The 13,504-nt window shown below is 73.3% G+C and carries 9 protein-coding genes; 6 read left to right on the top strand and 3 right to left on the bottom strand.

Annotation, left to right across the window (positions count from 1 at the left end):
• The first annotated feature begins 34 nt into the window (after positions 1–34).
• From CUT44_RS31875 to CUT44_RS31860, 4 genes are all read left to right on the top strand, one after another.
• Positions 35–670: an alpha/beta hydrolase gene (locus CUT44_RS31875; RefSeq protein WP_233221816.1), complete on the top strand. Its 636-nt coding sequence runs from the start codon at positions 35–37 to the stop codon at positions 668–670.
• 244 nt (positions 671–914) lie between these two features.
• Positions 915–1,628 carry an NYN domain-containing protein gene (locus CUT44_RS31870; protein WP_199185923.1) on the top strand — a complete coding sequence of 238 codons (714 nt, stop codon included), beginning with the start codon at positions 915–917 and terminating at the stop codon, positions 1,626–1,628.
• Between the two features lie 111 nt (positions 1,629–1,739).
• Positions 1,740–2,306 (top strand): Uma2 family endonuclease, encoded by a 567-nt coding sequence (locus CUT44_RS31865; RefSeq protein ID WP_100205476.1) that lies wholly within the window; start codon positions 1,740–1,742, stop codon positions 2,304–2,306.
• A 105-nt stretch (positions 2,307–2,411) separates the two neighbouring features.
• A complete protein-coding gene (locus tag CUT44_RS31860) occupies positions 2,412–2,954 on the top strand; it encodes a DUF1707 and FHA domain-containing protein (RefSeq protein WP_100205475.1) in 543 nt (180 codons plus the stop codon).
• A gap of 183 nt (positions 2,955–3,137) precedes the next feature.
• Here the strand turns inward: CUT44_RS31860 and treY are convergent, their stop codons facing one another.
• Positions 3,138–5,642: a malto-oligosyltrehalose synthase gene (gene treY, locus CUT44_RS31855; protein ID WP_100205474.1), complete on the bottom strand. Its 2,505-nt coding sequence runs from the start codon at positions 5,640–5,642 to the stop codon at positions 3,138–3,140.
• 130 nt (positions 5,643–5,772) lie between these two features.
• Positions 5,773–7,932, bottom strand: coding sequence for a glycogen debranching protein GlgX (glgX, locus tag CUT44_RS31850; RefSeq protein WP_100205473.1), 2,160 nt, complete (start codon positions 7,930–7,932; stop codon positions 5,773–5,775).
• 242 nt (positions 7,933–8,174) lie between these two features.
• Between glgX and CUT44_RS31845 the strand changes: the two genes are divergently transcribed.
• Positions 8,175–9,461 (top strand): SAV2148 family HEPN domain-containing protein, encoded by a 1,287-nt coding sequence (locus CUT44_RS31845; protein WP_100205608.1) that lies wholly within the window; start codon positions 8,175–8,177, stop codon positions 9,459–9,461.
• Between the two features lie 99 nt (positions 9,462–9,560).
• Here the strand turns inward: CUT44_RS31845 and CUT44_RS31840 are convergent, their stop codons facing one another.
• The gene (locus CUT44_RS31840; RefSeq protein WP_233221815.1) at positions 9,561–11,849 is read right to left on the bottom strand and encodes an MMPL family transporter; all 2,289 of its coding nucleotides are present in this window, start codon (positions 11,847–11,849) and stop codon (positions 9,561–9,563) included.
• Positions 11,850–12,167: 318 nt separating this feature from the next.
• Between CUT44_RS31840 and mgt the strand changes: the two genes are divergently transcribed.
• The gene (mgt, locus tag CUT44_RS31835; protein ID WP_233221814.1) at positions 12,168–13,412 is read left to right on the top strand and encodes a macrolide-inactivating glycosyltransferase; all 1,245 of its coding nucleotides are present in this window, start codon (positions 12,168–12,170) and stop codon (positions 13,410–13,412) included.
• Positions 13,413–13,504 lie beyond the last annotated feature (92 nt).

Raw genomic sequence — 13,504 nt, 5'->3', positions numbered from 1 at the left:
CAGCCCGTCGATAGGTCCCTCCACCTGGCGACCCGTGGCCGAACACCTGGTGGCGGCGGGATGCCGAGTGCGGGTGCCGTCCCTGCTGGGTATCACCGCTGGTGATCCGCCCTTCTGGCCTCGTGCCGTCAGCGCCGTCCGCGACGATCTGGGCCCCGTCCCGGCAGACAGCCCCGTCGCACTGGTGGCCCACAGCAACGCGGGCCTGCTCCTGCCGGTGATTCGCTCGGGCCTCGACCATCCGGTGACCGGATCGATCTTCGTCGATGCCGCACTGCCGGCCCGGACCGGGTCGGTCCCTGTCGCCCCGCCCGAGCTGTTGGAGTTCCTCCGCCCGATGGCCGTGAACGGCAGGCTGCCGCGCTGGACCGACTGGTGGGACGAAGCGGATACGGCGCCCATGTTCCCTGATCCGGTGATGCGGCGGACGGTCGTCGAGGAGCAGCCCGCCCTGCCGCTGTCCTACTACGAGCAGCGTGTCCCGGTCCCCAGCGGCTGGGACGACCATCCCTGTTCCTACCTGCTGTTCAGCTCCCCGTATGACGGCCTTGCCGCCGAGGCGCGCGAACGGGGCTGGCGTGTGGCGCACCTGCCCGGCACACATCTCCACCAGATCGTCGATCCTGTCGGTACAGCCCAGCGCCTCATCGAACTCGCCGCTGTGTCTTGATTTCTCCCGGTGCGCATTCCGGGCGGCGGAGTGCTCCGTCTCGGTGGCCATAGCACGGAAGGTCCCGCCCCGTGCTGGTCTCTGCCGCAGCGGTCGGTGAACGCACGGAGCGGCGTTACGGTCTCCCTGCGTTCTTGACTGCTGGGGTGTGCAGGCCGGCGGTGGGCTCGGGAGCGCTCGTGTTCGGGGGAGGACGATGCGCCGGCACAGCGAACGGAATCTCGGCGAGCAGGTGGCGGTTTTCGTGGACTTCGAGAATCTGGTGCTGGGAGCGGAGTCGGAGATTTCCGGCAGGACGAACCCCGTTCCGTACAAGGCGCTGACCCATCTGTGCCGCGATTACGGCAATGCATCGATCCGTCGTGCCTACGCCGACTGGGCCAACCCGCGTTTCGGCCGGTACCAGCAGGACCTGGGCATGAACGGTGTCGACCTCGTCCAGGTGGCACGGTTCGGGACCAACAGCAAGAACGCGGCCGACGTGCGGATGGCCGTCGACGCGATGGAGACTCTTATCGCCCACCCCGACGTGACGGTGTTCGTCCTGGTCGCCGGAGACGGCGACTACACCCCGCTCGTCCAGCGACTGCGTGAATACGGGAAATGGGTCGTGGGCGTCGGGACCGATGCGAGCGCGAGTCGGCGCCTGGTGTCCGTCTGCTCGGAGTACAAGTACTGGGGCACTCTGGTCGCCGAGGTGGATCCCGGTGCCCGGGCCGCACGGGATGCTGCTTTCGACATCGAGGCTGCCGAATCCCTGCTGGTCTCGGCCATGCAGCAGGCCACCACGGCCACGCCGACCGCCGCATCGGTGAAGAACAGGATGCTTGCCTTGGATCCGTCCTTCGACGAGAGGAACTACGGCTGCCCCAGCTTCCGTGACTTCCTCACCCGGCTGTCCCACCGAGTGAGGACCACCGGTGCTTCCGGCGGTGACATCACACTCGAACTCATCTGATCCAGGTCGTTCGCCTTGCTCTGACCCGGACATCCTGAGACCGGGGGAGCGGGAACAGTACGCTGGGCTCCAGCAGACCCGGGTCCGTCGCGCAGATTCAGGGAGGTCCTCATGACCGCCGAGCCGGTGGCTCCCGCGTGGATGCACGAGCAGATCACGGCGGAGCAGTACGACTCCTGGTCCGAGGAGCAGTGTGCGGGAATCGAAATCGTGGACGGGATGGTCGTCGTGAGTCCCAGCGCATCCAAGCGGCACAACCGCCTGGCCCGGATCCTCGCGAACGCGCTGGAGGCCGCCGCGGGACCGGAGTGGAACGCCGACACGGACTTCGACGTCCGGCTGCAGGACGTGCCGCTCACCAACCGCCGCCCGGACGTCGTCGTGTACCGCGCGGACACGATCGACATCACACCCACTCGCCCGGAGCACGTGCTGCTGGTCGCCGAGATCGTCTCACCGGGATCGGAGACCACCGACCGGATCGTCAAGACGGACCAGTACGCCAAGGCCGGCATCGCCTTCTACTGGCGGATCGAGCAGGCCGCCACTGGGGTTCCGCTGGTGTACACCTACCTCCTCGACCCGGCGGCCCGGGCCTACCGGGAGGGGGACGTGTTCACGGGCACGGTCAAGGCGTCGGCACCCTTCCCGGTGGAGGTCGAGCTCGGCCGGATCTGAGGCGCCGTGCCCGGACGCCCGTCTCCGGGGCAGGTGCGTGGGCGGCCGCCGGTCGCCCCGGTCCGGGCTGGACAGCCCGGGGCCGGGTCCGGAGAATGACCGGTCATGGCATCTCTGGAGTCGGGAGCGGTCCCGCCGCGCCCGTCGGACGAGGACCGGGAGCGCGCCCTGGAGGTGCTGCGGGAGAGCGCGGCCGTCGGCCGTGTGTCGCACCAGACGTTCGAGCGCCGGATGGAGCAGATCCTCGGCGCCCGCCGGGCCGACGAGCTGGCGGCGGCGGTCCACGACCTGCGCCCGGCCCCGCCGGAGCCGGCGTTGCTGAGGATCGTCGGCGGGCTCTCGGCGCTGCCCGGACGGCTGCGGCGGGCCTGGCGGACGGCCCGGCTGCCGGAGCTGATGCTGCCCCCGCCCGGCCCGTATCCGATGAGCATCGGCCGCGCGCCCGGCTCGATGCTGCGGCTGAACGACGGGACGGTCTCCCGGACGCACGCCCAGCTCCACAGCTCGGTGCGGGGCTGGACGCTGCGCGATCTGGGCTCCTCCAACGGCACCTGGGTCAACGGCCGCCGGGTGACCGGGGCGGTGAGCGTACGGCCGGGGGACCATGTGCGGTTCGGGCAGGTCAGCTTCCGGCTGAGCGGGCGCTGAGCTGCTTCCGGGTGCCCTTGGCGTCCGAGACGTCAGTCCGTCGGCGGCTGCGGCCGCGGCAGGCGCACAACCCCTCGCGTGCCGGTGCTCCTCCCGGCCGGGGCGGGAGGAGCACCGGCAGGCGGGTGCGGCGGCCCGCGCCGGGCGCGCCCGGATCCCGTGGCGGACCGGCCCGGCCGCGGGTCAGTCCCGGACCAGCAGCACGGCCGGGGAACCGTCCAGCAGCTCCGCCAGGGGCAGGCGCCCCGTCAGCTCCCGGCCGTCCAGCGCGTCCCGCCACCGGCCCGGCGGCAGCTGAAGGGCCGTGTCCCGCCAGCCGCCCGCCCCGGCCAGTCGCAGCGAGAGCCGGGTGACCACGGTGGCGACCGCGCCGGAGCGGGTGAACGCCACACAGTGGTCCGCCGCCGGCCCGGCGGCCCGCAGCGGCTCGTACGAGGCCGCGGCGCCGAACCACTCGGGGTGCTCGCGCCGCAGCCGCAGGGCGGCGACGGTCAGCCGCCGCTTCTCCTCCGACAGGCCGGGCGGCAGGGCGCCCGTCAGGTCCTCGGCGTCCCGGGCCGCGGTGTCCGCCTCGTGCGCGGCGCCCTCGGCGCCGTCCCCGTCCGGGAAGTCGGGCAGGCGGCGGTTGTCGGGGTCCACCAGCGCGGCGTACACCCGCTCGGTGCCCATGTAGAGATCCGGCACCCCGGGCATGGTCAGGTGCAGCAGCGCCGCGCCGAGCACGTTGGCCCGCACCGGCTCCCGCAGCTCCCGGGCGAAGGCGGTGACCGTGTACAGCGGCGGCCCGCCCGGCCCGGCCGCCGTGAAGCGTTCGACGGCCTCCTCGTAGCCGGGGTCCGGCTCCGTCCAGCTGGTGCGCAGCCCCGCCTCCCGCACGGCCTTCAGCAGCGCGGGCACCAGCCGCTCCTGCTCGGGGAAACCCATGCCGTACGCCGTCTGCCAGGCCGACCACGCCAGGTGGCGGTCCGGGGCCTCGACGCCGCCGGTGCGCAGCGTCTCCTCCGCCGCCTCCGCCAGCAGCCCGGCCCACCGCTCGGGGCACTCGCTCAGCACCGCGATCGCCGCCCGGACGTCCGCGCTGCGCTTGGTGTCGTGCGTGGACAGCACGGTGCCGGTGGCCGGCCAGTCGCGCTGGAGGCGCGCGCAGTAGGCGTGGAACTCCTCCGGCGCCACCAGGGGATTCCCCGGGCTGCCGCCCACCTCGTTGGCCGACAGCAGCGGGGTGTACCGGTAGAAGGCGGTGTCCTCCTCCGACTTGGCCCGCAGTGCCGCGCTCACCTGCGCGAACCGCGCGCAGAAGTCCCGCTGCGCCTCGCCGGTGCCCAGCCGGCCCAGCGCCAGGTCCCGCACCACGTCCACCGAGGCGGCCTCCTCCGGCACGGCGAACGCCGTCCGCGCCCCCTCGGCGGCCTCCTCCAGCATCGCCCGGTCCTCCGCGCTCACCGGCCCGCCCGCGGTGATGTACGGCCGGTACACCGGCAGCCGCACCAGCGTCTCCCGGATGGCGGTGCGCAGCGCCCAGGGCGCGTGGTCGCGCAGCGCCAGGCCGGGCGCGGTCTCGCACACCGCCGCGGCCGTCCGGGTGAGCCGCTCCACCTCGGCGGCCAGGTCGTGGGCGACGACCTCCCGCGCGGCCCGCCGCACCGTCGCCTCCCACGCCCCGCCCGTATCCGGCGCGGCGCCGGTGGACTCCCGGTGGAGCCGCACCAGCTCCGCGTGGCCCGCCGGGTCGGTGAACAGGCCGTCGAGGTGGCGCAGCGCGTCGTAGCCGGTGGTCCCGGCGACCGGCCAGGACACCGGCAGCCGCTCGGCGGGACCGAGGATCTTCTCCACCACCGTCCAGACGCCGCCGGTCTCCTCGCGCAGCCGCAGCAGGTACGCGCCGGGATCGGCCAGCCCGTCCGGGTGGTCCACCCGCAGCCCGTCCACCACGCCCTCGCGCACCAGCCGCAGCACGCACTCATGGGTGGCGGCGAAGACCTCCGGGTCCTCCACCCGCAGCCCGATCAGGTCGGAGATGGTGAAGAACCGCCGGTAGTTCAGCTCGGTGCGGGCCAGCCGCCACCAGGCCAGCCGGTAGTGCTGGGCGTCCAGCAGCTCGGGCAGCGGCAGGTCCTCGGTGCCCGCGCGCAGCGGGAAGCGATGGTCGTAGTAGGCCAGCGCGCCGTCGCGGACGGACAGCGCCCGCAGCTCGTCGCCGAGCCGTCCGCCGAGGACCGGCAGCAGCACCCGGCCGTCGCCGGCCTCCCAGTCGATGTCGAACCAGCGGGCGTACGGCGAGGCCGGGCCCTCGCGCAGCACCTCCCACAGCGGCTCGTTCAGCCGCTCGGGCGCGGGGACGCCCATGTGGTTGGGCACGATGTCCAGCACGATGCCCAGGCCGTGCTCCCGTGCGGTGCGGGCCAGCGCCCGCAGCCCCTCCTCGCCGCCGAGCTCCTCGCGCACCCGGGCGTGCCCGGTCACGTCGTAGCCGTGCGCGGAGCCGGGGACCGCCTCCAGCACCGGGGACAGGTGCAGATGCGACACGCCCAGCGAGGCGGCGTACGGCACCACCCGGGCGGCGGCGGCGAACGGGAAACCCGGCTGGAGCTGGAGCCGGTAGGTGGCGGTCGGCGGGGCGGTACGGGAGGCACCGGAAGGGGACGGGGACGGGAACGGGGACGACTCGGGAGGCAGATCGGACGTCATGGGCTTGGGTGTTCCCGGCGAGCCGCGCCCGAATCCGCCGCGGCTGTGGGCCGTGCGGTGGACCGCCCGGACGGCACGCGGATCCGGGCGCGGCCGTCCGGGCGGTCCACGGCCGCGGCGGGGCGTACGGCTACCGGCGGCGGCCGTCCGTCCGCGCGGCCGCCGTGCCGCGCTGGCCGGCCGGCCGCTGGAGCACCGTCAGGCTGCGGTCCACCAGGGTGACGCGGTCGCCCGCCTTGACCGTGGGGCCCGAGCCGGGCGGCACCGCGTCCTCCCGCGCGGTGTCCACCACGACCTGCCACTGGCTGCCGTGGTCGGCCGGGACCACGAAGGCGCGCGGGGTGGACTGGGCGTTGAACATCAGCAGGAAGGAGTCGTCACAGATCCGCTCGCCGCGCTCGCCGGGCTCGGAGATCGCGTTGCCGTTGAGGAACACCGTCAGTGCCCTGGCCTGCGCCTCCTGCCAGTCGCGCTGGGTCATCTCCTCCCCCTCGGGGGTGAACCAGGCGATGTCCGAGAGCTCGTCGTGGGTGCCCTCCACCGGCCGGCCGTGGAAGAAGCGCCGCCGCCGGAAGGCCGGGTGCTCGCGCCGCAGGCCCACCATGGCCTGTACGAACTCGCACAGCGGATGCTTCTCGTCCGGCTCGGGCCAGTGCACCCAGGACAGCTCGCCGTCCTGGCAGTATGCGTTGTTGTTGCCCCGCTGGGTGCGGGCGAACTCGTCGCCGTGGCTGAGCATCGGCACGCCCTGGGAGAGCAGCAGGGTGGCGATGAAGTTGCGCATCTGCCGACCGCGCAGGGCGCGGATGTCCGCGTCGTCGGTGTCGCCCTCGGCCCCGCAGTTCCAGGAGCGGTTGTGGCTCTCGCCGTCCCGGTTGCCCTCGCCGTTGGCCTCGTTGTGCTTCTCGTTGTACGACACCAGGTCGTGCAGCGTGAAGCCGTCGTGGCAGGTCACGAAGTTGATCGAGGCCAGCGGCCGGCGCCCGTCGTCCTGGTACAGGTCCGAGGAGCCGGTCAGCCGGGAGGCGAACTCCGCCAGGGTGCGCGGCTCGCCCCGCCACAGGTCCCGCACGGTGTCCCGGTAGCGGCCGTTCCACTCCGTCCACAGCGGCGGGAAGTTCCCCACCTGGTAGCCGCCCTCGCCCACGTCCCACGGCTCGGCGATCAGCTTCACCTGGCTGACCACCGGGTCCTGCTGCACCAGGTCGAAGAACGACGACAGCCGGTCCACCTCGTGGAACTGCCTCGCCAGCGTCGCCGCCAAGTCGAAGCGGAAGCCGTCCACGTGCATCTCGGTGACCCAGTAGCGCAGCGAGTCCATGATCAGCTGGAGCACGTGCGGGGAGCGCATCAGCAGCGAGTTGCCGGTGCCGGTGGTGTCCATGTAGTAGCGGGGGTCGTCCGTCAGCCGGTAGTACGAGAGGTTGTCCAGGCCCCGGAAGGAGAGCGTGGGGCCCAGGTGGTTGCCCTCGGCCGTGTGGTTGTAGACCACGTCCAGGATCACCTCGATCCCGGCCTGGTGCAGCGCCTTGACCGCCTGCTTGAACTCCAGCACCTGCTGGCCCCGGTCCCCCCAGGAGGCGTAGGCGTTGTGCGGGGCGAAGAAGCCGATGGTGTTGTAGCCCCAGTAGTTCGCCAGCCCCGCGTCGGCCAGCCGGTGGTCGGTGACGAACTGGTGCACCGGCATCAGCTCCAGCGCGGTGACGCCCAGCCGGGTGAGGTGCTCGATGATCGCCGGATGGCCGAGCGCCGCGTAGGTGCCGCGCAGGTCCTCCGGCAGCTCCGGATGGAGCATGGTCAGGCCCTTCACATGGGCCTCGTAGATCACCGTCTGGTGGTAGTCGGTGCGCGGCGGCCGGTCGTCGCCCCAGTCGAAGTAGGGGTTGACGACCACGGACGCCATGGTGTGCGGCGCCGAGTCCAGGTCGTTGCGCCGTTCGGGGTCGTCGAAGTGGTAGCCGTAGACCGACTCGTTCCAGTCGATGGCCCCGCTCATCGCCCGGGCGTAGGGGTCGAGCAGCAGCTTGGCGCTGTTGCACCGGTGGCCCTTCTCCGGCTCGTACGGCCCGTGGACCCGGAAGCCGTACCGCTGGCCGGGCATCACGCCCGGCAGATAGGCGTGCCGTACGAAGGCGTCGGACTCGCGCAGCTCGACGGCCGTCTCCGAGCCGTCGTCGTGCAGCAGACACAGCTCGATGCGTTCCGCCGCCTCCGAGAACACGGCGAAGTTCGTTCCCGCGCCGTCGTACGTGGCGCCGAGGGGATAGGCCCGTCCCGGCCAGACCTGCATGTCGACTCTTCCTGTCGCGTTGCTGCCGCGGTTCTGTCGCGGTTCCTGTCGGGATCCCTCTACCCGCTGCTGCCGAATCCTCGCGCAGTACGGGCGCGCCGAGCGGACGCGGCGTTTATCTTCCCCCGGATGAGCGTACGAGCAAAGGAACTTGGTCCCGGGATACGGCTGCGCGCCCTCCCGCGGGCACAGTAGGCTCCTTGATCGACAGAGCGCGGGTCCGGAAGGCGGTGCACAGGCAGGTGAGCTCGGGAGGGCTTGAGCTCCCCCCAGGCGGTGGGAGCGAGGGCGGTGCCGGCCCGTCCGGGATGCCGTCCGGAGCACCGCCCGGAGTGCCGCCCGGCACGGTGTCCCTGGCGCGTCCGATGGAGATCGGCGCGGACCTGGCCTGGGGCGCCGGGGACTGGGCGGAGGTGCGGCAGCGCGCCCAGCGGGCGGGGCGGGCGTACATCTGGCTCAACCTCGTCGAGCAGCGGCTGCGCGCGGTGGTCGCGGCGGTCCTGCGGCCGGTCTACGAGCCGGTGCACGGCGAGGAGTGGGTGGTGGCCGCGGCCGGGCCGGCCGGGCAGGAGTGGGTCCAGCGGGCGGTGGCCGTCCGCGAGGTCAGCCGCCGCAAGGGCTATCTGCTCGACCCGGCCGACGACAATCTGCTGTCCTTCCTCACCCTGCCGCAGTTGCGCGAGCTCATGGTGCAGCACTGGCCCTGCTTCGAGCCGTACTTCGAGGCGCGCCGCGAGCTGGAGCTGGCCCTGGACGAGCTGGAGGTGGCCCGCAGCGCGGTGGCCCGCAACCGCGCGCTGTCCCCGGCCGTGCTCGCCCAGGCCGAGCGGATCTCGGCCCGGCTGCTGGACCTGCTGGGCGCCGGCCGGGACGTCCCCTCCGCCCGCCGGCTCCCGGTGGACGCGGTGGAGGAGCTGGTCGGCGACCGCTTCGCGGACGTCGTCGGCGTCCACCCGGACCGGGTGCGCCTCCAGCGCCAGCTCCCGGCCGAGGACCTGTTCGGCGGCGCGCGGCGGCTGGACGCCATCGGCATCGGCCTCAACCTGCTGGTCCAGAACTACTCCGGCCGCCGGCTGATGCGGCTGGCCGACTCCGGCTGCCGGGTGCGGCTGCTCTTCCTCAACCCGGCCAGCAGCGCGGTACGGCGCCGGGAGCGGGAGCTGGGGCTGAAGAAGGGCGAGCTGAGCCGTTCGGTGGAGACGAACATCCTCCACATGCGCCGGGTCCGCACCCGGGTGCGGGACACCGGGGCCTTCGAGATCCACGTCTTCGACGAGACGCCGCGCTTCACCGCCTACCTCGTCGACGGCGACGGGCCGGACGGCGTCGCCGTCGTCCAGTCGTACCTGCGGCGGACCCGCGGCATGGAGGCCCCGGTGCTGGTGCTGCGCGGCGGCGGCCGGGATCTCGTGCACGGGGGCGCGTACGGCGGTCCCGGGCCGGTGGGGGAGGGCAGCGAGCACGGGCTGTTCCATCTCTACCGCGAGGAGTTCGAGTCGGTCTGGACGGACTCCCGGCCGGTGTCCTGAGCCGCCGGTCCCGAGCCGCCCGCCGATGGGACCGCCGTGCGGCGCGGTCCACCGGACCGCGCCGCACGGCGCCGGGAGCGGCGGGGGCCGTCCCGCCGGTCACATCCGGACGGGCTCCCGCTCGTCGCCGGACCGGGGACCCGGCCCCCGGTCCGGCGCGGCGGCGGGTCCGCCGGAGGGCGCGGTGCGTGTCGCCGGGGGCTCGTCGTGCGTCAGGTCCGGCAGCCACCGCAGCACGCGCGGGAAGTACCAGTTCCGCTCGCCCAGCAGCGCCATCGCGGCGGGCAGGACGACCGCCCGGATGAGCGTGGCGTCGATGAGCACCGCGGCGGCCAGCCCGACCCCCATCTGCTGCATGCTCTGCATGGAGAGCGTTCCGAAGATCGCGAAGACGCCGACCATGATGGCCGCGGCGCTGGTCACGACGCCCGCCGTGGTGGCGATGCCCCGCCGTACCGCCTCGTGCGTGCCGTGGCCGAGCGTCCACGCCTCGCGGATCCGGGAGACCACGAAGACGTGGTAGTCCATGCTCAGCCCGAACAGGATCACGAACAGGAACAGCGGCAGCCAGGAGACGATCGCCCCGGCCTCCTCGGCGCCCACCAGCCAGGCACCCCAGCCGTACTGGAAGACGGCGGTGAGGATGCCGTACGCCGCACCCACCGACAGCAGGTTGAGCACGATGGAGGTGAGCGCGATCGTCAGGGAGCGGAACGACATCAGCATCAGCAGGAAGGAGAGGGCAACGACGAAGGCGAGGACCGGGAGCACCGACCCGGAGATCTGGTCGGTGAAGTCCTTGGACGCGGCGACCGCCCCGCCGATCGGCGCCTCGACGACCTCGACCGCGCCCAGGGTGGCCGGGCGCACCTCCTCGCGCAGCACGGTCAGGCTCCGCTCCGCCCGCTCCTGGTCCGAGCCGCCCACCAGGGGGACGTTGATGACGGCGAGGTTCTCCGCCTCGTGCACGGTCACCTCGACCGGCCCCTCGGAGGCGCCGGAGGACAGCGCCCGCTCCCGGAAGTCCGCGATGGCCGCCCGCACCGGGGCGGCGCCGATGTCGTCCGCCGCGACGACCACCTCGGCGGGCTCGGAGCCGCCGGGGAACGCCTCGTTGACCCGGTTGTAGGTCTGGACGATCGGCAGGGAGTCGCCGAACTCCTGGTCCAGTGTCAGGTTCTCGGTCCGCATCCCGAGCGCCGGGAGGGCGACGGCCACCAGGAGGCCCACCGAGACCGCCAGCCACACCGCGGGACGCCGCAGCACCCGGCCGAGCACCGCGCGCCAGACCCGGCTCTCGCCGTCCGCACCACCGGTACGGCCGGCTCCGCCGGCCCGCCGTCCGAGCCGGTCCAGGAACGGCACCCGGCCCTTGTCGACACGCTCGCCCAGCAGCGACAGCAGCGCGGGCAGGACCGTCACCGAGCCGACCATGGCGACCCCGACCACCATCAGCGAGGCCAGGCCCATCCCCTCGAAATCGGCGACCCCGGTGAGCATCATCCCCACCATCGCCACCATGACCGTGACACCGGAGACCAGGATCGCCCGGCCGGAGGTGGCCGCCGCGGTCTCCAGGGCCGTACGGGCGTCCCGGCCCGCCCGCCGCTCCTCGCGCTCGCGGCGCAGGTAGAACAGGCAGTAGTCCACTCCCACAGCCAGGCCCACCAGCAGCATCACCGAGTTGGCGTTGTCACCCATCGGCACGACATGGCCGGCCACGCCCATCAGGCCCATGGTGGCGGCGATCGCCATGAGGGCCAGGACGACCGGCAGCAGCGCCGCGACCAGCGCGCCGAAGGCGATCAGCAGGATGCCGAAGGCGATCGGCACCGCCGAGAACTCCGCCTGCCGGAAGTCGTCGCCGAAGGCGTCGTCGAAGGCCTTCCCCATGCTGGCGCCGCCGATCTCCGCGATCCGCAGCTCGCCCTCGTGGCGGTCCTGCACCTTCGCCACGGCTCCGACCACCGGGTCGATCCGCTCGGCGGCGGTCTCCGGATCACCGCGCAGCGTGTAGCGCACGAGCGCCGAGCGCCCGTCCGGGGAGATCGTGCCGGTCTCGTAGGGGGAGGCCACCGAGGAGACCTCGCCCGAGTCCCGGACCGCGGCGGCCACCTCGTCCACCGCGGCGCGGAACTCGCCGTCCGTCGCCTTCGTTCCCCTCCCGACGGCCTGCACGAGGACGCTCCCGGCCGACGGCTCCGTCAGCCCGGCCTCCTCGATCAGCCGGGCCGCCTGCCCGTACTCGCCCGGGAGCCGTTCGCCCTCTCCGGTCTCCGCCTTCCCCGCCACACCGCCCGCGCCCAGGGCCAGTACGACGAACAGCACCCAGATCCCCACCGCGGCCCAGCGGTGCCGGACGCTCCACCCCCCGACGCGTGCGGCCACCCCACGCGGTCTTCTGCGTTCCGCTGTCCCGGTACGCGGGTTGTACGACACGGCCCATCCCCCTGACACGCGGCGACGGCCCGGTGCCGTCACCTTCCGCACCGACGCTATGGCGGGGGGAGCGCGCGGCCCATCCCGCCCACCGGTGAGCCGGGTGGCTGCCACCCCCCGCCCGGGGGTGGGGAAACCCCCACCCCCGGAGAACCCGTGTCCCTCACCGGTAACGTGCGGTTCCGCGGGAACCGCAGCGCGCGGATCCCCCGGGGACCGCCGGAAAAGCGGGTGCGGGGTGTTCGCCGACGACCCTAGAGTCGGATCATGCCCGCTTCCCGCCCCGCCCACATCGCCATGTTCAGCATCGCCGCCGCCGGCCATGTGCACCCCTCCCTGGAGGTGATCCGCGAGCTCGTGCGGCGCGGGCACCGGGTCAGCTACGCCATCCCCGAGTCCTTCGCGGAGGTGGTGGCGGACACCGGCGCCGAGCCGAGGATCTACTCCTCCACCCTGCCGACCGACGACGACCCGGACGACTGGGGCACCGAGCTGATCGACAACGTTGAGCCGTTCCTGGACGACGCGATCCAGGCGCTGCCCCGGCTCGCGAAGCTGTTCGAGGGTGACGAGCCCGACCTCGTCCTGGCCGACATCACCTCCTACCCCGCCCGGGTCCTCGCCCGGCGCTGGGGCGTGCCCCACGTCCAGCTCTCGCCGAACCTGGTCGCCTGGGAGGGCTACGAGGAGGAGGTGGCCGAGCCGATGTACGCCGAGCTGAAGCGCACCCCGCGCGGCATCGCCTACTACGAGCGCTTCGAGCGCTGGCTGGCCGGCAACGGTGTGGCGATGGACCCCGACCGCTTCGTGGGACGGCCCGACCGCTGCCTGGTGCTGATCCCGCGGGTGCTCCAGCCCCACGCCGACCGGGTGAACGAGGACGTCTACACCTTTGTCGGCGCCTGCCAGGGCGACCGCGCCCACCAGGGGCAGTGGCACCGGCCCGAAGGAGCCGAGGGCAGGAAGGTGCTGTTGGTCTCCCTGGGGTCGAGCTTCACCAAGGAGCCCGCCTTCTACCGGGAGTGCGTCGCGGCCTTCGGCGATCTGCCCGGCTGGTACGTCGTACTCCCGATCGGCAGGCATGTGGACCCGGCCGAGCTCGACCCGGAGGGGCGCGGCCTGCCCGGCAACGTCGAGGTGTGCTCCTGGGTGCCGCAGCTTGCGGTCCTGAAGCAGGCCGACGCCTTCGTCACCCACGCCGGAGCCGGCGGCAGCCAGGAGGGGCTGGCCTGCGAGGTGCCGATGGTCGCCGTACCACAGGCCGTCGACCAGTTCGGCAACGCCGAGATGCTGCGCAGCCTGGGCGTGGCCCGGTACCTGCCCAAGGAGGAGGCCACCGCCGGCGCCCTGCGCACCGCCGTGCTGGAGCTGACCGGCGACCCGGCCGTCGCCGGGCGGCTGCGCGAGATCCGCGCGGGGATGGCCGCCGAGGGCGGCACCTCCCGCGCGGCGGACCTGATCGAGGCGGAGCTGGACCGGGCCGGTACGCGGGCCGGGGCGGTACGGGACTGACCGCCGCCGTCGCACTCCGGGCCGGTGCCGTGACCGGGAGGGCCCATCGGCTCGCGCCCCCGGCCCGGCGCCGGGCCGCCGGAGCCGCTGGA

The sequence above is a fragment of the Streptomyces carminius genome, from assembly GCF_002794255.1.
In the GTDB taxonomy this organism is placed as follows: Bacteria; Actinomycetota; Actinomycetes; order Streptomycetales; family Streptomycetaceae; genus Streptomyces; species Streptomyces carminius.
The sequence above is the reverse complement of the archived record's forward strand: the minus strand, read 5'-3'. Positions and strand labels throughout refer to the sequence as shown.

Bases quoted from the DNA above. Each gene is read 5' to 3' on its own strand.
- treY (WP_100205474.1), bottom strand. From the start codon at position 5,642: ATGACGTCCGATCTGCCTCCCGAGTCGTCCCCGTTCCCGTCCCCGTCC.
- glgX (WP_100205473.1), bottom strand. From the start codon at position 7,932: ATGCAGGTCTGGCCGGGACGGGCCTATCCCCTCGGCGCCACGTACGAC.
- CUT44_RS31865 (WP_100205476.1), top strand. From the start codon at position 1,740: ATGACCGCCGAGCCGGTGGCTCCCGCGTGGATGCACGAGCAGATCACG.
- CUT44_RS31860 (WP_100205475.1), top strand. From the start codon at position 2,412: ATGGCATCTCTGGAGTCGGGAGCGGTCCCGCCGCGCCCGTCGGACGAG.
- mgt (WP_233221814.1), top strand. From the start codon at position 12,168: ATGCCCGCTTCCCGCCCCGCCCACATCGCCATGTTCAGCATCGCCGCC.